Annotated in this window: 19 protein-coding genes; 15 read left to right on the top strand and 4 right to left on the bottom strand. The window is 63.9% G+C overall.

Annotation, left to right across the window (positions count from 1 at the left end):
- Positions 1–47: 47 nt before the first annotated feature.
- Together VT84_RS10150 and VT84_RS10155 are read left to right on the top strand one after the other, a co-directional pair.
- The gene (locus VT84_RS10150; protein WP_052559894.1) at positions 48–830 is read left to right on the top strand and encodes an AMP nucleosidase; all 783 of its coding nucleotides are present in this window, start codon (positions 48–50) and stop codon (positions 828–830) included.
- A gap of 88 nt (positions 831–918) precedes the next feature.
- Positions 919–1,926: an MBL fold metallo-hydrolase gene (locus tag VT84_RS10155; RefSeq protein ID WP_082839449.1), complete on the top strand. Its 1,008-nt coding sequence runs from the start codon at positions 919–921 to the stop codon at positions 1,924–1,926.
- A gap of 1 nt (position 1,927) precedes the next feature.
- On the opposite strand, the gene VT84_RS10160 is transcribed toward VT84_RS10155, so the two are convergent.
- From VT84_RS10160 to VT84_RS10170, 3 genes are read right to left on the bottom strand one after another with little or no spacing between them, the layout of a single operon-like run.
- On the bottom strand, positions 1,928–2,479 hold the full coding sequence (locus VT84_RS10160; protein WP_052559892.1) for a hypothetical protein: 552 nt from the start codon (positions 2,477–2,479) through the stop codon (positions 1,928–1,930).
- Between the two features lie 19 nt (positions 2,480–2,498).
- Positions 2,499–2,987, bottom strand: a complete 489-nt coding sequence (locus tag VT84_RS10165) for a DUF1572 family protein (protein ID WP_162271655.1) — start codon at positions 2,985–2,987, stop codon at positions 2,499–2,501.
- Positions 2,988–3,017: 30 nt separating this feature from the next.
- A complete protein-coding gene (locus tag VT84_RS10170; protein ID WP_052559890.1) occupies positions 3,018–3,656 on the bottom strand; it encodes a hypothetical protein in 639 nt (212 codons plus the stop codon).
- A gap of 117 nt (positions 3,657–3,773) precedes the next feature.
- Between VT84_RS10170 and VT84_RS10175 the strand changes: the two genes are divergently transcribed.
- From VT84_RS10175 to VT84_RS10190, 4 genes are all read left to right on the top strand, one after another.
- Entirely contained in the window at positions 3,774–4,820 is a 1,047-nt protein-coding gene (locus VT84_RS10175) for a substrate-binding domain-containing protein (RefSeq protein ID WP_082839451.1), read from the top strand.
- 233 nt (positions 4,821–5,053) lie between these two features.
- Positions 5,054–5,614, top strand: coding sequence for an endonuclease domain-containing protein (locus VT84_RS10180; RefSeq protein ID WP_239465913.1), 561 nt, complete (start codon positions 5,054–5,056; stop codon positions 5,612–5,614).
- Positions 5,611–7,095 carry a sugar ABC transporter ATP-binding protein gene (locus VT84_RS10185; protein WP_082839453.1) on the top strand — a complete coding sequence of 495 codons (1,485 nt, stop codon included), beginning with the start codon at positions 5,611–5,613 and terminating at the stop codon, positions 7,093–7,095. Before VT84_RS10180 ends, VT84_RS10185 begins: the two co-directional genes overlap by 4 nt.
- A 41-nt stretch (positions 7,096–7,136) precedes the next feature.
- Positions 7,137–8,141, top strand: coding sequence for an ABC transporter permease (locus VT84_RS10190; RefSeq protein WP_162271656.1), 1,005 nt, complete (start codon positions 7,137–7,139; stop codon positions 8,139–8,141).
- Here VT84_RS10190 and VT84_RS38345 read toward each other — a convergent pair.
- Positions 8,133–10,583, bottom strand: a complete 2,451-nt coding sequence (locus VT84_RS38345; protein WP_162271657.1) for a bifunctional serine/threonine-protein kinase/formylglycine-generating enzyme family protein — start codon at positions 10,581–10,583, stop codon at positions 8,133–8,135. The two genes, VT84_RS10190 and VT84_RS38345, sit on opposite strands and share 9 nt — an antisense overlap.
- A 121-nt stretch (positions 10,584–10,704) precedes the next feature.
- On the opposite strand from VT84_RS38345, the gene VT84_RS10205 reads away from it, so the two are divergent.
- The 9 genes from VT84_RS10205 (at position 10,705) to VT84_RS10240 (ending at position 23,803) form a co-directional block, all read left to right on the top strand.
- The gene (locus VT84_RS10205; RefSeq protein ID WP_157469387.1) at positions 10,705–14,211 is read left to right on the top strand and encodes a caspase family protein; all 3,507 of its coding nucleotides are present in this window, start codon (positions 10,705–10,707) and stop codon (positions 14,209–14,211) included.
- A gap of 173 nt (positions 14,212–14,384) precedes the next feature.
- On the top strand, positions 14,385–15,944 hold the full coding sequence (locus tag VT84_RS10210) for a hypothetical protein (RefSeq protein ID WP_157469389.1): 1,560 nt from the start codon (positions 14,385–14,387) through the stop codon (positions 15,942–15,944).
- A 109-nt stretch (positions 15,945–16,053) separates the two neighbouring features.
- On the top strand, positions 16,054–17,454 hold the full coding sequence (locus tag VT84_RS10215; protein WP_082839458.1) for a hypothetical protein: 1,401 nt from the start codon (positions 16,054–16,056) through the stop codon (positions 17,452–17,454).
- 675 nt (positions 17,455–18,129) lie between these two features.
- Positions 18,130–18,561, top strand: a complete 432-nt coding sequence (locus VT84_RS10220; protein WP_052559881.1) for a hypothetical protein — start codon at positions 18,130–18,132, stop codon at positions 18,559–18,561.
- Positions 18,562–18,776: 215 nt separating this feature from the next.
- Complete coding sequence (gene lpxB, locus VT84_RS10225) at positions 18,777–19,922, top strand: lipid-A-disaccharide synthase (protein WP_082839459.1); 1,146 nt, start codon at positions 18,777–18,779, stop codon at positions 19,920–19,922.
- A gap of 302 nt (positions 19,923–20,224) precedes the next feature.
- Positions 20,225–20,905 (top strand): metal-dependent transcriptional regulator, encoded by a 681-nt coding sequence (locus tag VT84_RS10230; protein ID WP_052559879.1) that lies wholly within the window; start codon positions 20,225–20,227, stop codon positions 20,903–20,905.
- A 217-nt stretch (positions 20,906–21,122) separates the two neighbouring features.
- The gene (locus VT84_RS38350; RefSeq protein ID WP_157469391.1) at positions 21,123–21,275 is read left to right on the top strand and encodes a hypothetical protein; all 153 of its coding nucleotides are present in this window, start codon (positions 21,123–21,125) and stop codon (positions 21,273–21,275) included.
- A 369-nt stretch (positions 21,276–21,644) separates the two neighbouring features.
- Positions 21,645–22,151 carry a DinB family protein gene (locus VT84_RS10235; RefSeq protein WP_162271658.1) on the top strand — a complete coding sequence of 169 codons (507 nt, stop codon included), beginning with the start codon at positions 21,645–21,647 and terminating at the stop codon, positions 22,149–22,151.
- 332 nt (positions 22,152–22,483) lie between these two features.
- Positions 22,484–23,803, top strand: coding sequence for an efflux RND transporter periplasmic adaptor subunit (locus VT84_RS10240; protein WP_162271659.1), 1,320 nt, complete (start codon positions 22,484–22,486; stop codon positions 23,801–23,803).
- The last annotated feature ends 210 nt before the right edge of the window (positions 23,804–24,013 follow it).

The following is a 24,013-nucleotide window of genomic DNA, read 5'->3' on the forward strand; positions in this document are numbered from 1 at the left end:
CCACGGCAGCGCCGCAGCACAATCAGCGGACCTCTCGGAGCGCGTGCATGAAGACAAAAGCGGAGATCGTGCTGGACTGGCTGCCGCGGTACACGGGGCGCCCGGTCGAGCAGTTCGGGAAGTACATTCTGCTCACCAACTTCGCGCACTATGTCGAATTGTTCGCTGCGAAGTACGGGGTCGAGATCGTCGGGCGCGACCGGCCCATGACGTCTGCGACCGCGGAGAACATCACCATCCTGAACTTCGGGATGGGCAGCGCGATGGCCGCGACCGTGATGGACCTGCTTTCGGCGATCGAGCCGAAGGGAGTGCTGTTCCTGGGCAAGTGCGGCGGCCTGAAGAGTACGAAGGTCGGCGACTTCATCCTGCCCATCGCGGCGATCCGCGGGGAGGGGACGAGTCACGACTACCTCGCACCCGAAGTGCCCGCGCTCCCGTCGTTCCGGTTGCAAGCCGCTGTCGCGGCGGCCAGTAGCAAGCACGACATCGATTACTGGAGCGGCACCGTTTACACGACGAACCGCCGCGTGTGGGAACACGACGACCGGTTCAAACAGTATCTGCGAGACATCCGCGCCAGCGCGATCGACATGGAGACCGCGACAATTTATGTGGTCGGGTTCGTGAACCGGATTCCCAAAGGCGCCCTCCTTCTCGTATCGGATAACCCGATGACGCCCGAAGGTGTGAAGACGTCCAAGAGCGACGCGACCGTCACCGAGATGTTCGTTCGCAAGCACCTGGATGTGGGGATTACGGCGCTGATGGAGCTGCGCGACTTCGGCACGTCCGTGCGCCACCTGCGATTCGAGGAGCGCCCACACTAACCGACGAGTTCCGGCTGTGAGGTCGGTGGGTGGAGTGCATTGGGAACAACCCACCGATCACAAGGTCGGGGCGCCCGGAGTTGTGTTTATGCCTCTCACGTTCCAAGTTCTCGGCCAACCCGAACAAGACAACGCACTGTTCGTGAAAGTGGACACGGGGCAGTCGCAAACGCGGCTCCTGTTCGATTGCGGCGACGGGTGCCCGCACCAACTCGGCCCCACCGACTTGCGCGAAGTCGACCACCTGTGTTTCTCGCACCTGCACATGGACCACATCGCGGGCTTCGATCTGTTCTTCCGGCTGAACTTTGACCGTATCACGAAGGAGAATCGGATCTGGGTGCCGCACGGCAGCGCCGAGGTGATTCAGCACCGGTTCCGCGGGTTCATGTGGAACCTCGTGGACGAGAAGCAGGAGGGCGAGTGGTTCGTTTCCGAGATCGGGCCGGACGTGGTGCGCGAGGCCCGGTTTCTCGCCAAAGAGGGCTTCCGGACCGCTCACACGGCGCCCGAACGCCCGCGCCAGGGGCGCACCGTGATTGAGGGCGAAGGTTTCACGGTCGAAGCCATGTTGCTCGATCACGGCACCCCCTCGGTGGGGTACTTGGTGCGCGAGATGGATCGCGTGAACGTGGATACGACGAAGTTGGCCGCGAAGGGATTGAAACCCGGACCGTGGGTAAAACGCCTCCGCGGTCCGAGTGCCGCACCGGGGGAAACCGTCGAAATTGACGGCGTTTCTCATTCGCTCGTCGCGCTGCAAACCGAACTGCTCGTCACCACTCCGGGCGATTCGATTGCGTACCTGACCGACTTCCGCATGACCCCCGCGACCGCGGACGCGCTCGTGTCGTGGTTACGCGGGGTGAACACGGTGGTGTGCGAGAGCCAGTATCGAGCCGCCGATTCGGATCTCGCCGAACCAGTCATGCACTCCACCACAGAGGAAGTCGCACTTATGGCGTCGCGTGCCGGCATCGGTCGGTTGATCCTGTTCCACTTCTCGGGTCGGTACGACGCGATCGCGCGCCGGGAGATGCTCGCCGAAGCCCGCGCGGTTTTCGCGAACACGACGTTTCCAGACGGGTGGGCGTAGCTTACTTGAGGCGCTGTTCCAGGCGCCGGAGTTTGAACATCACCCAAGCCAGTGCTGCTGCCAGCACCACGAGCCCGATGCGCTCGACCGTGACACCTTCCACGGTGGTCGGCACATGGTTCCTCACCAAGATCCACACGAGGAACGCGACCCAGGTGCAGGCGAATAGGAACGGCACCGCCAGCGCGAGCGGCTTCGAGAGCGAGAACCCGTCGCGGCGCCCCGGGCGGACGTAGCCGTCGAGCGTGGCCTTGTACTCGGGCACGAGCGCCCGGATGCGCGAGTTGATGTGTTCGCAGTACGTCCAGTGGCGCTTTTGGATGACGATCCACAGCAGCGTGAACAGCAGCCCCACGACCGTGATCGGGAGGAAGAACCCGATCGCGGGTTCCTTGTTGTACATGATGCCGCAGATCGTCAGGAGGCCCGTTTCGAGGAACGAGAAGTAGTTCAACCGGTCGTGAAACAGCCGTTCCTCGTGCATCCCGTGCTGCCAGAGGCGGTTCACTTCGTCGGCCGAAGGGGGCTTCGGCTGGGCGTCCGCGTCCGTCATGAATCGGCCCCAATCGTGGTCAGCGCGGCCCGGCGAACTGGTAACCGGCGCCGAGAACGGTGCGCGTGATGTGGATGATCTCTTGCGTGTGCCCGCGGAAGTGCGCCACGCTCCGCACGACCGCCTGAATGCCGGTCCAATCGAAAGCGTTCACCCGGCGCACGGCCGTGAGTTGCTCGACCGTGGCGCCCGCGACCGCAGCTTTGGCCGCAGCGACCGCGGCCGTCAAACGACCAAGTAGATCGGCTTTCGGTACGACGTCGCGTGCGGCGAACTCGGCCGGGCGGTCCCGGGTGTCGGGCGCGTGGGTCAGGTTGTTCGCGATGATTTGCTGGATGTTTCCAGTGAGGTGCAACACGAGGTTCCCAATAGCGTTCGTGCCCTCCGGCGGGCGCCACCACACTTGGGCATCGGTCAGTTGGTTCACACAGTGAACGATGCGCGACAGTGCCGCGTCCAGTTCGTCGCCAACGGCGTCAGTGAGTGCGGAACGGAGATCGCCGGCCATGATGAGTCCTCGCGGGGGGCGGTGGGCCATTTATAAAGTGTGAATCGCCCAGACGGTCCAGAGCGTGAGGCCGAAGATCAGGCGCAGCCCGATTTGCACGGACACCCACCACAGCGACGCATTCAGCGTGCTGCGGTAGTCCTGTAAACTCTTACGCACCTCGTCGTCGACCATCTTGTGCGGGTTCACCAGACCCAGGGTGAGCGCGCGCACGGCCGGTCCCTTCCAGCCGAGCCACGTTTCCGCCTGGTCGAAGTACTTTACCGTCTCGTTGTGGTCGAACTTACCCACGCGGACCACAAAGTAGACGTCCACCGCGAGCATCGGCACGAGCGGCACGAAGATGATCGGCACCCACCACCACTCGTGCTGGAGTTGGGGGCCGGTGAGCACCGCGAGTGGGAAAATGGCCCGCGACACGATCAGTTGAACGACCGTAAGGGCCAGTGCGAGGATCGCGGGGCGGAAGAAGGCCCAGTTCAAAATGAGGCTGCTGTGCTCGCTGAGTCGCGAGATGAGTTTCGGCCAGCGCCCGCGGACCCCGATCAGGATGCGCACCGCGTTGAGGTACACGTCCCAGCGCCGCACGAGGCTGATGACGAACATCAGCGTCACGTAAAAGTCGAAGACGCGGATCAGGTTGATCGGCGGTTGCTGGTCGGGCGGCATGGGTCCGGCGCTCGCGGGAGATCCCTCAAGCACGTTGTATCGACAGATGTGCCCCGGAAACTTGACCCCCGCGCGCTCCGCGGGTACCTTCTGCGAACACTCTCCCACGGGGCACCCATGCCGCGTCTGCTTTATTACCTGTTCGCCGCCGCGCTGCCGGTCCTGTTCGGGTGCCAGAAACCCGAGGAACAGTTCACCGTCGTCGTCATACCGAAGGGGCTGACGCACGAGCACTGGCAGTCGGTGCGCCGCGGGGCCGAGCGCTGCGCGGACGATCTGAGGGCCGAAGACGGCACCACGGTACGAATCATTTTCGACGGCCCACTGCGCGAGCGCGACGCGATCGAGCAGATTCGGATCGTCGACCGGCGCGTGGCGACCGGGGCGAGCGGTATCGTGCTCGCCCCACAGCACAGCCGCACTATGACCGCCTGTGTGAAACGCGCGGCCGACGCGGGCGTGCCCGTTGTCATTATCGACTCCGGACTCGATGATCCCGATCACTTCGTCAAGTACGTCGCGACCGACAACTACAACGGCGGGTGCCTCGCCGCCCGTCACCTCATCGGGGAACTCAAAAAGCAGGGGAAAGACAAGCCAAAACTGATCCTGTTCCGTTACGCGGTCGGTTCGCAGGCGACGGAAGACCGTGAGCGGGGCTTTGAAGAGACGGTGAAGAAAATCTGCCCGGACGCGGTCTGGCTCTCGACCGACAAGTACGCCGGGGCGACGCGCGATTCCGCGATGCGCGAAGCGGGGCCGCTCGTCCTTCAGTACGGCAATCAGGTGGACGGGATCTTCGCACCGAACGAATCGTCCGCGTCCGGCACGGCCGACGTGTTGCGCTCCCAGGGGTTGAACAAGAAAGTGCTCCTAATGGGGTTCGACGCGAGCAAACCGCTGCTGCAGTCCATCCAGGAAGGCGACGTGATCGGCAGCATTTTGCAAGACCCGTACCGCATGGGTTACCTATCGACGTGGTACTGCGTACAGAACCTGCGTGGGCGCGATGTGAGCAACGGGCGGAAGGACATGAGCGAGAGCACCGGTGAGTACCTCGTCACGAAGGAGAATCTCAATTCGGCGTTCACGCTCGGGCTGTACGACCCCGAAACGCAGGCCAAGCGCACCACCGAAGAACTGCGGAAGGGGCCGAAACGATGAGTGAACCTAACCCCCCAACCCCCTTCGCCTTTTCGTGCGCCGGTCCTGTCAGCCGAGCTTCTCGCGGACCGGCGGTGCAGGAAGGGGGAGAAACACCAAACACAGCCCCGCCTCCCAAACTTTGGGCGCCTTTCTCAGGAGCGGTTAGGCGAGAAAAACTCGTGAGGTACATCGTTCGCGGGCAGCGGGTCGGAGAAACGAAAACGCAATTGGCGAAGGAACTGCGCCGCGAGATGACACCAGCCGAGCGTATTCTGTGGGGGCGTCTGCGCGGAAACCGGCTCGGGTATCACTTCCGTCGCCAACAGGTCATCGAAGGTTACATTGCCGATTTTTACTGTCACGTCGCGGCACTCGTTGTTGAAGTAGACGGCCCGGTTCACGACTATCAAGTCGACTACGACGAGCGGCGAACGACAGCGTTCGCGATGCGCGGCATTCGCGTTATGCGATTTCGTAACGACGAGGTCGTCACCGATACGGAGAGCGTTGTTTTGTCTATTACGGCGTTGTGTGTTGAGCGGGGGGCAGAACCTAACCCCCCGGCCCCCTTCCCTAAGAAGGAAGGGGGAGCAGAACAAAAAAACGAAGACCAAATACCCTCTTCGGTATTAAGCCCCTCTCCGCTTAGGGGAGTGGTTGGGGAGGGATTCCAGCCACAACCCAACCCTCTGGCTCCCTTCCCTAAGAAGGAAGGGGGAGCAGATCCAGAAGCAGAAGGTTTCACCCCATCATCAGCGCCGGTATTAAGCCCCTCTCCGCTTAGGGGAGGGGTTGGGGAGGGGTTGCTATGACATCCCGTCTCCGCATGGGTGATATTCGCAAGAGCTACGGGCCGACGGTCGCACTGCGTGGCGTCGATCTCGAACTGCGGCCCGGGGAAGTTCACGCGATCGTCGGTGAGAACGGCGCGGGTAAGTCCACGCTCATGAAGATCCTTTCGGGCGCGGAACAGCCCGATACCGGGGCGATGGAACTCGACGGGGCCGTTTACCGCCCCACCGGGCCGCAATCGGCACGCGAGCGCGGCGTTGCAATGATCTATCAGGAACTCGCGATCTGCCCGGACCTTACTGTTGAAGCGAACGTCACGCTCGGGCAGGAACACAGCGGGTTCGGGTTTCTCACTTCAAGTGCCAACCGCGCACGAGTTGAGTCGGCGCTCGCGCAACTCGGCCACCCGGAGATCAAGCCTGATGCACCAATCGCGACCCTCAACCCCGCCGGGCGGCAAGTGGTCGAGATCGCCCGCGCGCTGCTCTCGGACGTGAAAGTGCTCGTTCTCGATGAGCCGACCAGTGCGCTGACGCAAGAGGACGCGAAGCGCCTTTTTGAACTGGTAAGGTCGCTGAAGGCCCGGGGCGTCACGGTCGTTTATATCAGCCACTTCCTCGAAGAACTCGACGCCATCGCGGATCGGTTCACGGTCCTGCGCGACGGGCAGGCGGTCGGCAACGGGCGCTGGGGGGACGTGACGCGCGAGAAGGTCGTCGAGATGATGGTCGGGCGGACGGTCACGGAGCAGTATCCGCGGACCCCTCACGAGATCGGCGCGCCGGTACTCGAACTCGCTGACCTGAACGGCGAGGAACTGCCGACCGGTGCGAGCCTCGCGTTGCGCCGCGGAGAAATCCTCGGTATTGCGGGGATCATCGGCTCCGGGCGCACGGAACTGCTTCGTGCGGTGTACGGTCTCGATCCCGTTCGGGCCGGTCGAGTGAAGGTGGGGGCACACAGTAACGAACGCGCGACCCCCGCGGAACGCATCGGGCAGGGGGTAGGGTTGGTGAGCGAGGACCGCAAGACGGAAGGGCTCGCGCTCGACCTGTCCATCGGCGATAACGTCGTTCTCAGCCGACTCGATACCGGTTCCACGTTCGGGTTCCTGTCGCGGTCCTGGTTGCGCGGGGCCGTCGGTGAGGTTCTCGCGCGGTTCGGGGTGAAGTTCCGTGACGCGGACCAGGCCGTCGGCGACCTCAGTGGTGGGAACCAGCAAAAGGTTGCGATCGCCCGCCTCTTCCACCAACACGCGGATGTGCTCCTGCTCGACGAGCCGACGAAGGGCGTGGACGTCGGGAGCAAGGCCGATATCTACCGGCAAATCGGTGCCGCTGCCGCGAGCGGCAAGGCGGTGCTGGTGGTGAGCAGTTATCTCCCCGAACTGTTCGGCGTGTGTGACACGCTCGCGGTGATGTGCCGCGGGAGGCTTTCGCCCGTGCGCCCGATCAGCGAATGGACCCCGGAACAGGTGATCGCCACCGCGACCGGGGCATAATCACGAAATTTGACCCATCAAGAAACCCAAAGTGGTTCGCAATGTCTACCTCTCCGCCTGGATCCGGTGCGAAATCGTTTAGCCTCCCCACCGGCCCGTGGATCGGGTTCGTTGCGGTGCTGGCGCTGTTCACCGTGCTGATCGGGATCAAGGGCGAACTCGGGACGTTTTTGAGCTTGGGCAACCTGCGAGTGTTGCTCCACGAAGGGACCGTCCCTGCAGTTGTGGCTCTAGGAATGTTGCTCGTGCTCATCAGCGGCGGGATCGACCTGTCTGTCGGAGCGACGGTCGCGCTCGTCACCGTGGTTACGATGCGGGTCTACACCGCGATGTACACCGCTTCCGGCCCTTCACCGACAAACAGCCTCGTCGCGATTGTGGCCGGAGTAATGGCAGGGGGATTGTGTGGCCTGATAAACGGCTTGCTCGTCACGAAGTTGCAACTCCCGCCGTTCGTCGCGACGCTCGGGATGTTCGGGATCGCGCGGGGCGTTGCGGTGTGGCTCGCGGCCCGCACGACGCTCCCGTTCCCGCTCGGCGGGACGCCGGAGTGGGTAGATACGGTGGGCCGCGTGTCGCTCACAAACCCTGGGCTGTGGTCGCTCGTGTTGCTGGCAATTCTGACGGCCGTGTTACTCAAACTTACCGTGTTCGGGCGACACCTGTACGCGGTCGGGTCGAACGAATCGACCGCCCGGTTGTGCGGCGTGAACGTGACTCGGACGAAACTGCTCGTCTACACGCTCGCGGGCCTACTGACCGGCTGGGCCGGCGTGATTTTGTTTGCCCACAGCAACAGCGGGAACCCGACACTCGGCGAACAACTCGAACTGGACGTGATTACGGCCGTGGTGATCGGCGGCGCGAGTTTGTCGGGCGGGCGCGGGACGGTAGTGGGGGCGATGCTCGGTGTGCTGATCCTGATTCTCATCAAGAACGGCGTGAGTCTCTTCAACGTGCCGGTCGAGATGCAGTACGTGCTTATTGGCGCGCTGCTCATCGCGAACGTGAGCCTGAACCGTTGGCGGCAAAAGGGCTCACGGTAACGGGAGCACGACCCGGAAGCTCGTGTACGGGCTGGCAACGGTGGCGGTCGCGGCTTGTGGTTGCGTGGTGCGCTCCGTTTCCAGCATTTTGAATGTGAGCGGGCGTTCCAGGAAGAACGCCCGGCCGCGAAGAACGATCTTGTCGGTTGCTTCCAGAGTGTCCACACCGAGAACCTTCCGCTTACCGTCTCGCGTGACGATCGTTCGTGTCCATTCGCGGCCGTTACCGGCCATGTCGAGTAACCCGAAGCGGTTCACATCGGCTTCGTTCGTCGGGCGTTTCACTGAACCGGGAGCATCTTTCCCGATCCATGCGCGTCCCGGCGATAGTGTCAGCCCCGTCTGCCCATCTTGGTCAAAGAAGCCGGCCGCGCGGTCCCATTGATCCTCGGTCGGGAGGTCACCACCGAGCGCTTTTTGTGCGAATTCTTGGGCACGGGGGGCATTCACGTTCACAACCGGTTTATCGTCGCCGGCACCGCCCGCGAACAGCTTGTTCGTGACTTTCGTTTCCGTGATGTAGAACGGGGCCAAGCTCGGCCCGGATTGACCCGTAATGAGTCGGAAACGCACTTTTTCGTTACCTCGATCGACAAACACCCATTCTGGCGCCCGTTTACCGACGAGTTGCACTTCTTTGGTGCCCGGTTCCGGAATCGTGCCTGTGGGGAACACCCATTTTGGCTCCGGTTTCGGCGGAACTTCCGGTCGCTTGTTCGTTTGGCTGGCGACCGCGCTGGCCGCGCCGAGAACGGTATCCGTCAGCAGTGGGTCGGCAGGTTGCGGAACACTCGGACCGGGCAATTTCGGGCCTGGGTCGGGAGGTTCTGGTTTCCCTTTGGCGATCGGTTCGGGTTCCGTCGAGATGGTTTTGGTGCCGCCGGTTGCTGCCCAGATGCCGAACGCAACAAGAACCGCCAGCGCGAGTCCTCCGCCCGCAAACAGGGGCCACGAGCGTCGCGCTTCTGTGGGAGCGAACTCTTCCTCGGGGAGCGGTTCCGCTTCTACGAGTGGTTCCGGAACGAGTGGCTCCGGGGGGGGCTTGGGTTTGCGCTTCAGCGAGTCGATGACGACTGTTCCGCCCGCGATGCCGGTTTCGGGTGGAGGGAGGTTACCGCTCTCGAACGCGGCAGCCGAACCGAAAACGGGTGGTGGTGGGCTGCCGTGGGAAGATCCGCGTCCCGTCACTCGGCGCCCGCCGCCCGCGAACGGCCGCCCGAGCGCGCCGGCGAGATCCGCGGCGAAGTCCACGCAGGTCGGGTGGCGGTCCTGTGGTTGTGCGGCCAGTGCCCGGAGTAGCACGCTCCGTTCGGCTTCGGTCACCGTTTCGGTAAACTCGTAACTCCCTTCCTTGTGCGCGATCATCAGTTCTATGAGCGGGCGGGGGCGCAGCGGCGATCGCCCCTGTCGCAGTTCAACGTAAGCGAACGCCAGACTGTACAGATCGCTGGCCGGGCCGCCCTCACCGCCCCATATCTCCGGGGCCATGTACGCGGGCGTCCCCGCGAGACTCATCGACTCCACGATCTGTGTTTGCGCCCGCGCGAGGCCGAAGTCCGCGAGCTTCGCGTGGCCGTGCAGGATGAGGATGTTGTCCGGCTTCACGTCGCGGTGCGTGATCTTCTGGGAGTGGAGGTAATCCAGCCCCTCCGCGGCCTCCGCGATGTACTGGAACAACTCGTCGACGGGAACGCCCGGTTGACCTTGAGCGAGGTATTCCTTCATGCGCCCGCGGAGCGTCCCCTCGGCCAACTCCATCACGATGTGGAGCCGGTTGTTCGTGACCCAGAAGTCTTCCGTCGCGAGCAGATACGGGTGGCGCAGGTTCTTGATGAGTTCGAGCGATTTCAGCTCGCGCTGCCCGGCGTCGCGGTCGGCGGACTGGTGCAGGATCTTGATGGCGCGTTCGATGCCGCTCGGCTTCTTCCGCGCGAGCCACACCTCGCCGAACATCCCGCGCCCCAACTCGCGCAGCAATTCGTAGTGCTGCGACATCGCGACGACGCTCTCGGCCATCGGCTCCCACGGGCGGGGGCCGCCCTCCGCGATCGTTCCCGACGCGGCGGTCGCGTTCAGTTCGGTCTGGATGGCGTCGAACTGGACGGGAAATCGGTCGCGGTACTCTGTCGGGGCGGGCACGAACCCGGCCCGGATCCGGCACCGAAACTCTTCGAGTATGAGCGCGGCGGGGACTTGGTCCGCCGGGCCGAGCTCCGGGTATCGCGCGAGGTATTCTTCGATCTTCGGCTGTTCGCCTTTCGCCCACCGGTGGCCCAGGTCGCGCGTAACCAAATCCGTGAGGAGCAGCCGGCGCGCGTCCCCGACCAGGCCCGCGAGGAACGGCTCCCAGTCGGCCGCCTCTTCGCGCCCGAGCGCGCGCTGGAACTCCTCGGACCGGGCCGTGATGCGGTTCTTGTCGTCGTCGGAGAGTGTGTCGAACATCAGTCTCGTTCCGTCCGTCGGGCGGTCAATTAATGCGATTGTACTTGAAACTGTCCGCGCCCGCTCGCGTATGCTATGGAGATTGGCCGCGCTTCGGCCCGCACGCAACCCACGAACCTCCATGACCGCGAATTCGATCTACTTCGTCATCGCCGCTGCAACATTTTTCGTTGAACCGGCCGCGGCGCAGCAGTTCGACCGGCGCGCGCGGGAGGAGCCGGAAATCGTCGTCGAGGCCGGCGGGCGCGTCGGGCCGTGCGACGTGTTGCGGTTCACACGGGACGGGAAGTACCTGTTCGCGGCCGGCGACGACAAAGTTGTGCGCATGTGGCCACACACGGTCAAGGACGGTCTCGAAACGGACCGGGCCAAGGTATCGACCCTGCGGTGGCGCGCGTGGCGTGAACAGCGCGGTGGGATCAAAGCGGCTGATGCAACGCCCGACGGCGCGAAGGTCGTGGTCGGCGGGTACGGCATGAAGCCGAGTACGGTCGCGGTACTGGATCGTGCGACCGGGGACACGCTCGCCATCACATGGCCGCTGTCGCGCGAGGGAGACGCGAACTTCAACGTGGTCACCGCGGTCGCGTTCCACCCGGACGGGAATCGCGTCGGGTTCGGTACCGCCGACGGCAGCTTGTGGATCTGGGACACCGCACGATTGAAGAAGCCGGACCTGGATGGCCGCAGCACTGCGCCGCCCGCGCGAGTGGGTAAGCACGAACCGCCGAAAGATCGCGCCGCGACCGGGGGATTCAACCTTCCGCGGCTCATCTACTTTCCCGACAACGATACGTTTGTTTCGGTCGCCCAGAGCGGGCAAGTATATTCGTGCCCGCTAGCGAATGCGGGCAAGGACACCCCCAAGCAACCGCCGCTGGGAAAAGAACTCTTCAACGTGAACGCGGCGGAACGGGACGACGCCCGCGTTTACCGTGCGGAACTCATCGACGACGGGAAATGGCTGCTGATTGCGAGCGTCGATGAGAAGGTTCTGCTGTGCAGCGTGGACGGTAAGAAAACGATCAAGCTGCCGCTCGGTGTCGACCAGTTCCCGCGAAGCGTGGCGTGGAATGCGAAGTCGCGACAGCTCGCGATCGGGGTCGGTGCTGCACTCCCCAAGAAGGACAGCACGCGGTTCTACTCCGAAGGGAACGATCAGATCTGGATCTACGCGGACCCGATCGCGGAGCCGGACCTGCAACCCCGCAAGTTCCAGCACACGGGCCGGGCCGAAGGTCTCGCGTTCCACCCGACCGAACCACAACTCGCAATTGCCGGCGGTGAAGCCGATGAGGTCACGCTGCGGAAACTCGCCGATTGGGACAAGCCACCAAGCGTGGTTCGCGGGGCCGGGCGCCGACCGTGGGCCGTCAACGTGTCCGAAAATGGGAAGGTCGTCGGCGTGCAGGTCGAACGCGACGCAAAGTCTCTCAACCCGAACGCCCGCGGAACCGGCGCATGGACGCGGTTCGATCTCTCGCGCCTCAAGCCTACGCTCGACGAGAACCAAGCCTGGATGAATCCGCGTGCGGAGGCCGATGGCTGGACCGTCGTACCGCACCGGGAGAACCGGTTCATCTGGTTCGCAGAACGCACGCGAGACGGCAAGAAAGAGAGCCTGCAACTCCTTCTGAATCGAGGCGGCGATCAGGCGCCGACGTGTTTCACGTTCCTTCCCGCGTCGAACGAGCACCCGACGCGCGTGATCGTCGGGCACTATTACGGCTGCACGCTGTTCGAGTTGGTTCCGAGTCGCGCGAAAAACGGCGAACTTCCGGGTACCAGGATCTTCACCGGGCACGCGGGCGAGGTCACGTCGGTTGTGGCATCGAAAGACCAGACGTGGTTCGCCACCGGTGGAACGGACCAGACGGTTGCGGCGTGGGCGCTGAAGGACTGGAAGGGAGAACCGGGCCTCGGGGCGAAGTTCGACGAGGACGGCGTGCGCGTCGCCCTCGTCGACGCGGGTTCGCCCGCGTGGGAGGCGGGCCTCCGCGTCGGCGACGTTCTCGACCTGCTCGCCGTGAATAAAGATGTCGTGTTCGATCGGCGAAGCGGGGCGAAGGTCGGAACAGTGGCCGCTGCGCTGGAGGCGCTCAAGACGCCGCGCCCGGGCATCGAACTGTTCTTCGGAATCGCCGCCAAAGAGAACACCCCGCGCCGGGATACGCTCACCACCGTGCGCCAGCGCCCGTTGTGGAAGTGGTTCCCCGCGTTCGATTCCCAAAACCGGATGAACGACTGGGTCGTGTGGATGTGGCACGGCTCGTACTACCACACGAAAACTGCCAACGGCGACCGACTCGTCGGCTGGCACGTCAACCACCCCGAACCGAGCGGGCGCCCGGAGTTCTACCAGCTCCAGCAGTTCGAGAAGCTGTTCCACCTGCCCGACGTCGTCGAAAAGCTCGCCGTCACGGGTGATGTCGGAGCCGCGCTCGTGGCGTTGAGTGGCGACAACCCAGCGCTCGTGCCGTTCACGAAGTACGAACCGGCGCCCGTGCGGGTCGCGCTCAAACAACTCGATGTCAAAGAAGCGGGCTTACCGCTCACGATCTCGATGCGCGCTCGTGGGACAAATCCGGACCTGCTGCCCGAGCGCGTTGAACTCTGGGTGAACGACCACTTGGTGGAGAAGTGGCCGCTCCCTGGGAAGACGCTCGATTCCAAGAAGCCGTTCGACGAGCCGTTCACGATCCCCGCAAACAAGTTCCGCGCGGGGGATAACCAGGTCACGGTGCTCGCGTTCAACGCGGCCGGCGGGCGTGCCGAGGAAATGCACCTCGTGCGGAACGCGCGAGAGGGAACGGACGCGAACCTGCTCGCGCTGCTTACTGCCGTCAACGACTACTCCGACACGCGGAAGAACGTGGCCGGCGCGCGGAAGTTCGGTGATCTCCAGAACGCACACGACGACGCGAACGCACTCGGCACTGAGTTGGAGAAATACGCCGGGCCGAAGCTCCTGTACGCGAAAGCGAAAGTCGACCTGCAACTCGATCCGGAACGCAAGACTTTCGCCGAAGAACTCGCGCGGATCGCCGCCACCGCGAAGCCGGACGATACGCTCGTCGTGTTCTTCGCGGGCCACGGCGACCTGCTCATGCCGAAGGACGGCGCGCTCCCGAAAGAGGGAAGGGGAGTGCTCGTGGGGGAAGGGGAGTTCCTGTTCTGCTGCCCGAACTACTCGCCCCTGAAGCCCCGCGCGACCGCGTACTCGGCGGAAGAACTATTCGCCGCGCTCGCGAAGATCAATTGCCGGAAGATCGTACTCCTCGATGCCTGTCACTCGGGGCGGACAACCACGGCGAACGTGCTCCGCCGGTGCGTTCCGAACGGACAGGGACCGATGATTATCGCCGCGTGTGATTGGGGCGAGCAGTCTTATGAGCACCCGAAGTACGGTCACGGCCTGTTCACGTTCGCGCTGCTCGACGCGCTCGATACGAAAAAGGGGTATCGTAAAGCGGACTACGATACCGACGGGGCGCTCTCGCCGGATGAACTGTACGGTTATGTTGTGTCGAAACTGCCGAGCCTCTTGAAGGGCGCCGGGCTAAAGGAACCGCAATCACCGGTGTGCTTCCCGCACCAGTTGTCGAAGACGCCGCTGTTGAAACGGTGATGTGTGGCACAAAAGACACCCGGGGTTGAAACCCCGGGCTATTCCCGGTGACCCCTTCGGGGTCCGTCACGAGGGAGTGGTTTCACGGGTTGCATTTGCGGCCCCAACGGGGCCACCGGAAATAGCCCGGGGTTTCAACCCCGGGACCAAGACCGTGTGTGGAGATCGTGTTTATGTCTCGTGTCGTCGCCACGCTTGTTCTGTTCCTGTCGCCCACGTGCGTCTTCGGGGCGACGCCGGAACATCGTGTGAACGGCGATCTTGCGATTCGGGCACGCGACATCCTGAAACGGTACTGTGCCGAGTGCCACACCGGGAGCCTCGAACCGGGCACGAGTAAACTGAAGTTGATGGATCACAAAAAGGTGGTCTCGAAGGAGCCCTCGGAGCTGCTCTCGAAGACGCCCTCGGAAACCTCCCCGATCCCGTTTGCTACTACTACGGGTGGTCGCTCGCTGATTCTCGATCTCGTCAAGGACGGTTCAATGCCGCCCGCGAACCGGCCGGGACCGAACGCGGACGAGATCGAGATCCTCGAAAAGTGGGTGCGCGCGAAGGCGCCCGCGTACCCAATCGCGTTCGATGAGAACACCACACTTACGACGATTGCCAACGATTTCGCGAGCGCGAGTGCGGATGCGAAAACCGGCGAACCGGGCGAGTACCTCCGCTACGTTTCGTTCGCGCACCTCATCAAAGACAAAGAGCCGTTACCGAGCTTGATCGTTGCAGAGCAACAGCTACGCGACGCGCTGGCGCTGGCGACCGGGAACCCGGCGAGCCTGGAACCGATCGACGCCACCGCGACTACCTTCCGCATCGACATCCGGAAGCTCGGTTGGCACACCAACGACCTGTTCAACAAGATGGAGGGCCGAACAATTGGAGGTGTGGTTCGGTTTCAGCTCTTTGACCTGATCCTTCTGGAGTACCCGCACGCGCGGGAATTGGCCGCCAATGATCCGTTGGCCACACGCCTCACTAAACTGCTCGCACGTGGGAGCCAGATCCGGCCGATCCCGTTCATCCGCGCTGATTGGCTTGCCGGAGCACTCGTGGACGGGAACCTTCTTTCGCGGGCGCTGGGGCGCAGCCGAGAACTCACGCCGCTGGCGGTGGATCTCAAGGCACTTGGCGCGCTCGAGCGGGGGCTGGCTCAAAAGGCCGAAGAGTCGGTCGGGCCGGCCGCGAAACCGTTCGCCCGCGCGCGATCCGTTCGCGTGCCCGAAGCGATCGAGGGGCGCGCGCCGATTCCCCCACTTTCCGCGTGGTACACGGGCGACGTGGCGCCGGCCAAACCTCCGTTCGTGCTCAAGGCCGAACTCGTTGTAGACGGCAAAACGGTCACCAGGGTCAAGGAAGGCGAGTCGTTCCAGTTGCGGGTGTCCTGTGATCGCGCCGTTCGCTTCACCCTACTCATGATCCAGGCGGACGGCGAAGTTCGGATGCAACCGGTGCAGGGCGGAGACTTTCTCAAGGAGAACACCGAGCGGTTACTCTCGCCGAACGGGAAGGGATTCGTCATTTCCAGCATCACCACCGGTGGCGATACCGCGACCGAGCACTTCGTACTGTTCGCGTCCGAAAACGAACTCCCGGCGCTCACCATCTTGCAGAGCCGACACACCGACAAACACGTCTGGCGCTTCTTCATGAATCCCACGGCAAAAGAGGCGTTCGACCCGAACGCGGTGGTGCGGAAAGTGGTTCCAATCGAGATAACGAGCAAATGAGTAGTTCCGGGAAATCTGAGAACGTGCGAAGGAACGATTGAACTGAAAGTGTGGGTCGCGCCGATAAGTGAGGGCGTTACACTCTTCCCTCGCGGACACGGAGCGTCCCATGCGCCGGCTGCTTGCCCCCGCCCTCGTCGGCCTGTTGCTCACGGGTACGGCCGCCCGCGCGCAAGACCGTTACGTCCCGTCGACCTTTGCTTTCGGCGGCGGGTCGCGTTACTCGCGCCCGCCCGTTGTACCGTGCCCACCCTACAGCGTCGGCCCCTACACGCCGGGCGTTCCAAGTGTGCCGGGTATGCCCGTCGACCCGAACGTGCCGCGCATGGACCCGCCGATCGCGCCGCCGGGCACCGACCCCCTCATGCCGCCCGAAGCCCCGGCTCCCAATCCGATCGAGCGCCGGTTGATCGAGCCGTTCGCACAGGCCACGGAAGCCGGGGGGCTGGCGCCGCGCACGTTCAACGAGAACTTCGACGGTGACTTCGGTGGTGTGTTCTACAGGCGACGCATCATGATCGGGTACACCGTTGTGCCGCAAGTGGTCGGGTTCACGCAGCGCGTCGCCGGGTACACGCCGGTCACCACGACCACCACGCAGACGACCGGAACGGACCAACTCGGGCGCCCGATCGTCACGACCACGATCACCACCACGAACAACCCCATCATCGTGAACGACCCGATCACGGTGAACACGCTCGTGGCGCAACAGCGGATCATCCGGCAGACGCTCGCGGGTCGGTACAGCGGCGTGCTGATCTCCGACAACGACAACCCGCGCCCGCAAGACCGAATTTACGGCGGGTACAACTTTTACGACAACATCGGCGGCTCGCTGAACCCGGGTTTGGGGCAAACCGATCTCCAGCGCGAGACGGTCGGCTTCGAGAAGACGTTCCTCGGTGGCGATGCGTCGTTCGGGATGCGCATGCCGTTCGTGCAGCAGTACGGGCCGACCGGCGTGGGCGGTACGCAGAACGTCGGCGACCTGTCGCTGCTCTTCAAATACGCCTTTTACAACAACCGCGAAACCGGTGACCTGATCTCCGGCGGTCTCATCCTGACGGTGCCGACCGGGAGCGGCGACGCGATCCTCCTCGACGGCACGAAGGCGCCGCACTCGGTGCTGTTCCAGCCGTGGGGCGGGTTCGTGCGGACCTTCGATCGCGCGTTCGTTCAGGGGATCACGAGCCTCATCGTCCCGACGAGCAGCAGCGACCCGACCTTGTGGAACAACAGCGTCGGCGTCGGCTACTACCTCTACCGCACCACGAACAACGCGGCCTGGCTGACGAGCGTAGCCCCGGTGGTGGAAGTTCACGTGCGCACGCCACTGACGCAGCGGAACCCGGACGGCCTCGTGTACCTGCAGGATCAGGTCAACGTCACCAGCGGTATGCGGTTCCGGTTCAACCGGGCGTCGTTCAGTGCCTCGGTGGGGGTACCCGTTGTCGGTCCGCGTCCGTGGGGTGTTGAAGCGATGTCGTTCTTCAACTACTCGTTCTGACAAGTACGCAGGGATTCTGATGCGACTCACTGCCCACCCCATTCGGTCCTCGCTTCGGCGACCCGGTTGGGGTGGGCAAATTGCTAACATTTGCTAACGTTTTGGCCCCAGGCTTTACCGGGGTATTCGTCGCAAGTGACTTGGTTGATAGGGTTTGTGTTTTGAACGCGCGTTAGCAATCTGTTACCCGCTTGGCGAACCCCGCTCGCAAGGACGGCCGGTCTTTAAGTCTACAGCAAGCGACTTACCCGCTGCCCTTGCGGGCAGGGTTCACCTCTATCGCTTCGCTCAGTCATTTTTCCTGGTCCGTTGATGGTGGCTCCGCCACCGCGCGAACTATCAATAGTGTGCGCATTGACACGTTCGTTGTCAAATGAAATGCGATCGATCCGACGCTTCACAGTGGGCAACAGTGTGCTGCGATTTTGCGAAGGAAATAGGCCGCACAAATTCTCCAAATTCGCGCATTTCGGAAAGCCGAACGCATTGCTGCAATAATTCTCCCCAGAATTGGGCCGCGACGTGAATTCTGGTTGACACATCCCGTTAGTCGGGTACTCTTAGAAACACCCGTTCATCCTCTAGGATCGCGCAGGACGTGCGATCGGCCAAGGTTGGCCGCGGATGCCTGGCTCCAGCCTTCCCCCCGTTTTTTTCGGCTGTGAGGCACCGCTAATGTCGAACCCAACAAACGCCACGCAACCCACCGTGGCGCCCGAAGCTGGCCCCGCTGCCGAACCCAAATCCGGCAGCACCGGTTTTCCCGCCGATCGTCGTAAGCGCAACATCCCGGTTGCGACGGACCGACGCCGCGCGGAGAACGCCGCTGCGAAACGCAAGAGCAGCGAACGTCGTCGGCTCATTGACCCGACGACGTGCGAGCGCGACTACTCGGACGATGAAACCGAGTTCATGAAGGCGATGGACCGCTACAAGCGCGAGAACCGGCGCCCGTTCCCGACGTGGAGCGAGGTGTTGGAAGTTCTCCGCTCGCTCGGTTACCGTCGCGTCGCCGAGACGACCGATCTTCCCGGGCGCGGGTCCGGGGTGACTGCCGTTCCCGAGCCAATGGGAGCGACTGCGGGCGCGCCGCCGGCGAAAGGCTAGTCCGGTTCCCGGTCACGAGCCGAGGTCGTAAGGGCGGTCGCGCCTCCCGCTCCTGGAAACTTCGGCCCGCTCCGCGCACGGAGTGCGTCCGGGGCACGATACGTCTCGCTGGCTTACACGAGACGGTTTGCACGGGACGCACGGAACGGGTATCCATTGCTCCGTTCCGTCAATCAACGGCATTTCACACACTCAACGATGGCAGGGACGCCACGATGAAGCTGTTTCTCAGTGCCGGGGAGCCGAGCGGCGATCTGCACGGCTCCAATCTCATCCGCTCCATTCGTGCCGCACAACCCGACGCACAAATCACCGCATTCGGTGGAGAGCGAATCCGCGCCGCGGGCGCGCAACTCCTCTACCCGCTCGCGAACTTCGCGGTGATGGGCATCAAGAACGTCGTGCGCGAGTTGCCCACGTTCTTTCACATCGGCGATCTGGGCATCCGCCACATCCGCACGCAGAAGCCCGACGCGGTGGTGATGATCGATTACCCCGGATTCCACCTGGCGCTGGCCAAGCGCATTCGCGACTTCGGCGTGCCGACCTATTTCTTCGTTCCGCCGCAAATCTGGGCGTGGCGCCAGGGCCGCGTGCGGACCGTGCGGAAGTGCTTCACCGGCGTGTTAACCGCGCTCCCGTTCGAGGACGACTGGTACCGCGCACGCGGCGTCAAAACGCACTACATTGGGCACCCGTATTTCGACGAACTCGCGCAGCAGCAACTCGATCCCGGTTTCATGGCTCAGGAGCGAGCCCGGCCCGGCGTGCGCGTCGCGATCCTTCCCGGGTCTCGCAACAGTGAGGTCGCGGTGAATGCCGCAATGATGCTCGCCGCGGCTCAGAAGGTCCACGCGGCCCGACCCGACGCCCGGTTCCTGGTCGCGGCCTTCAATTCGCGCCAGGCCGACGCTGTTCGCGCGATCCTCCCGCCGGGACTGCCGGTCGAGGTCTGCGTCGGGCGCACGCCGGAGATCATCGAACTGGCCGAGGCCTGTATCGCGGTGTCCGGTTCCGTGAGTTTGGAGCTGATGTACCGGGCGAAGCCGACGGTCGTGGTGTACCGCGTCGGGCCGGTCGCGTCGTGGGTGCTGTACCAGATCATCAAAGCGCGGTACATGTCGCTGGTGAACCTGCTGTTGAACGAAGAGCTGTTCCCGGAATTCGCGACCTCGCGCGACAAGTCGTCTGAGATCGCGGAACACATTCTCGGCTGGCTGAACGACCCGTCGCGCCGGGCGGCTGTTGTCGATCGGCTCGTGGAACTGCGGTCGCGTGCAGCGGTGCCCGGTGCGTGCGACCGCGCTGCGGCCTTCTTGTTGGGCGCGTCGCAGGGGGGGCAAACTCGGCGCGCCGCGTAGGTGTCGGCTGATTGGGGCCGAGCCGAGGGAAGAAGAGTTTTGACAGGATTCACAGGATCAACCGGATCAAGAGACGAATTCCCAGCATCGGCCGAACAGAGTCGCCCCATCGCGCGTTTTTAATCCCGTCGATCCTGTGAATCCTGTCAAATAACGTGTCGGATTCGTAACATCCCCGTTCGCCTCAAAATGCACGATTAAGCAACGGGGTCAACGGTTGGTTCCCCGGTTTCTTGAACTCCTCACGGCGCTCGCGTGCTCGGGTTCGTTAAGATGATGTGGGCGAACGTAGGAGTTTCGGCATGCCCGATCAGCCGACGCAGGCCGTTCAAGACTACCTGAAGGCGATTCACCGGCTCGGCGGCGCGGATGAGGGCGTCGCGTCCGGCAAGATTGCCAGCGCGCTGGGTGTGAAGGCTCCGTCGGTCACGGGAATGCTGAAGCGGCTCGCGGACGCGGGGTGGATCGAATACACGTCGGGCACCGGGGCGAAACTTTCGCCCGCGGGCCTTTCCGAAGCACTTCGAGTCATTCGCCGACACCGGCTCGTGGAACTGTTTCTCACGCAAGTCCTGAAGCTCGATTGGAGCGAGGTCGACGCGGAAGCCGAGGCGCTCGAACACGCGATTTCTCCGCGCCTCGAACAGGCTCTCGCCGACTACTTGGGCGAACCGCACGAAGACCCGCACGGCCACCCGATCCCGTCCCGCACGGGCGAACTGAAAGTGCGAAGTCTCAAGCGGCTTTCTGAATTTCGGGCCGGTGATGTGGTTGTTGTGCGCGAGGCACAGGACGACAACCCGGACCGGCTCCGGCACTGGCGCACGCAGGGACTGACGCCCGGCGCCCGGGTCCACGTTCTCGCGTACCAGGAACTCGACGACCTCTTTGAGGTCGAAGTGGACGGCACCCTGATCCGCCTCGGGAGCGAGGGGCTAACAGGGCTGCGCGGGGAACTCGTCACCGCCAACAGCGCGCAATAATTGGTCTGTCAACTTCTCGTTCACGTCTTTTGCCGCATTCAGCGGACGCGATAAAAGTGCCGAAAAAGCCGTCACATTGGGTAAATTGACCCGCGCCATTTTCCGTCACGTTCGGTTGACCGCCCGAACGCATGATCTACGGTTCGGGTATTCCCGGTAGCTAGCCCGTGAACCTCGCCCGACAAGTCGCCTTCACGCCGAATGTGGAGTAAAGCTCGTGTTCCAGTTGCTCGCATGCAACCTTGCCTGCCTCACCATTGCGGGCCTGTATTACACCTATCGCGACGTGTACCTGCACCGCCGCAAGCGTGAAAAACTGAATGATCGGGTTGCTTACATGCTGTGGGTTGCTGCAAACCGTATGGCATGAATCACCAAATTTCTGCCTCTCCTGCGGCCCGGTCCCGAATGGGATCGGGCCGCTTGCGTTTTGGTCTCTGCTTGATCCCAGGGGCGATCGCGGATTGTTCGCAGGGTGCGCCTGTTTGCTCCCAGGGTGCGCGTCTGCGCCGCGACCCTGGGCTGAGCAATTTGACCCCTTCGGGGTACAATCATTGATTGTTCAGGCGCCAGGATCGGACGAAGTTCTGCCCGCCGCCCTTGCGAGCGAATGTTTCCACATGCGGTTGGCGCCACACCCGTGCGGTGGGCCTACCCCGAAGGGGTTAGATTCCTCAGCCCAGGGTCGCGGCGCAGACGCGCACCCTGGGAGCAAGCAGGGGCAATCACAGGAGAGCCAATGACGTCACTGGCAGACCGGTTCCGCACGTGGTACGAGTACGAGCGGGACTGCAACGCGAAGTCGCTGGCGATGCTCGGATCGGTGCCGGTCGAGCGCCGCGGCGCGGCCGAGTTCCAGAAGGCGCTCGACAAGATGGCGCACCTCGTCTCCGCGCGCCAGCGGTGGTTGCACCGGTTGGGCGGGTGGCCTTCGTCTCCGGCCCTGTTCCCGGCCGGGACCGCACCGGCGGACCTGTCCGCACTGGTCGCGGACATTGAGGCGGCGTGGGTCACGTACTTGGCGCGGCTGGACGAGCAGGAACTGGCCCGCGAACTGGAGTGGACTGCTGCCGACGGGCACCGGTACCGGTGGAACGTCGAGGGCATGCTGACACAGACCTTCGGGCACGCCTGGTACCATCGCGGTCAGATCGCGCTCCTGGTCGCCGCGCTCGGCGGAACCGTCGTGGACACGGACTACATCCTCTGGTGCAAGCTTCCCCAACTCGACGTCCCCGCGCCGTGATCGGTCGAACCGTCCGGACGTGTGGCGAGGGTCTTGTGACTCGCCATTTCGTCGCGGCGAACGATTCCTCGCGCTGCGAAAAGTTTCACCGTGCGGACCAGTCTCCGGACCTGCTCGTGTTCTAGATTTGTTCAAATCGGGCATGTTCCAGGCGATTTAGCGCCCAAACCGCGTGGCACGCGACTTGCTTTCGGCGTGCGTAAGCGATCCCGCGCTCCGAAAACTCCAGCCGCACACGTTGCCATGACGCACACTCCCAAAGATTTTCGTTGGTCCCGGCTCGGACTCTTCGCCCTCGTCATTGTGGGGGTGGCGGGGGCGGGTGGTTCGCCGTGGCACGCGGGAAGCCGTTGTTCGACGAGAAGGCGCACGCCGAAGAGCCGAAAACGGCCCCGCAGACCACCGCCGAAGTCGTTTCGCCGCGCGCCGGCGGGATCGACCGCGTGTGCGTCCAGCCCGGGATCGTCGAGCCTCTGGAGTCCGCGGACCTGTGCGCCAAGGTGTCCGGGTTCCTGATCGAACAAGCGGTGGACATCGGTAGCGCGGTGAAGAAGGGCGACGTGCTCGCGCGGATCGCGGTGCCCGAGTACCAGAAGCAAGCCGAGCGCGACCGGGCGCGCGTCACGGCCACCGAAGCGAAGGTGCGCCAGATGGAGGCCCACGTGACGGCGGCCGAGTCCGAGGCGAAGTCGTCCGAGGCGTCGGTCGCGCTGGCGAACGTGCTCGTGCGGGCCAAGAAAGCGTACTGCCAGTACCGCGAGAAGCAACTCAACCGGTTCCGCGAGCTCGCCGCGCAGAAGGCCATCGAGCAGCGCGTGGTGGACGAGCAAGAGGACTACTACCTGTCCGCGTTCGAGGGCGAGAACGAGGCGAAAGAGGCCGTCCGCGCGGCCGTCGAGCGGGTCGCGACCGCGAAAGCCAAGATCGCCCAGGCTAAGGCCGACGTGGAGCAGGCGAGGGCCGAGGTCGGCGTCGCGACGTCGGACCTGGAGCGCACGCAGGTGTTCCTCGACTACGCGGTCATCCGGTCCCCGTACACCGGGGTCGTTACGCGGCGCGCCTTCCACGTCGGCGACTTCGTCAAGTCCGCGGACCAGGGCGCGGCGCAACCGCTCCTGTCGGTCACGCGCACGGACGTGATGCGGGTCGTGGTCCAGGTGCCGGACCGGGACGTGCCCTACGTCACCGTCGGCGACCCGGCCGTGTTCGAGGCCGGCACCCCGGACCGGCGCGTCACGTTCGCCACGCGCGGGATCTCTCGGCTGGCGAAGGCCCAAGACCCGGCCACCCGCATGATGCGCGTCGAGGTGGACGTGGACAACCCGACGAACGCGGACCACCCGGACGGCGTGTTGTATTCCGGCGCTTACGGGCACGCGACGCTCACGCTCCAGGTCGGAGCGCCGAACGCGGTCCGCGTCCCCACGATCGCGCTCTCGAACCGCAACCCGGGCAAGGCCTCGGTCCGCGTGGTGCGCGGGGACCGCATCCAGACGGTTCCCGTCACCATCGGCTCGGACAACGGCGTTGAGGCCGAAGTGCTCACCGGGCTGACGCCCGTGGACCGGGTCGTGCTTCGAGTCAACAACCCGGTGGACGACGGGGCCGTCGTCGCGACGACCGGGGCGAAAGTCGCCACCGCCGCTCACTAAGAGTGCCCGAGCGCGACCACAAGGGGCCAGTGGCCTCACGTGAACGATTGGCTGACGAGCCGCGACCGCAAGGGAGCGGGAAGCACAGCGATTTCACGTGAACGCCGTTTGGCATTGGAGCCACTCCGCTCCCTTGCGGTCGCGGCTCGTCAACCCGCCCGCGATTCGTTCGATCACCGCCCCGCCTGAACGCGCCCGGTCCTACTGCCT

Source organism: Gemmata sp. SH-PL17 (genome assembly GCF_001610855.1).
GTDB classification, from domain to species: Bacteria; Planctomycetota; Planctomycetia; order Gemmatales; family Gemmataceae; genus Gemmata; species Gemmata massiliana.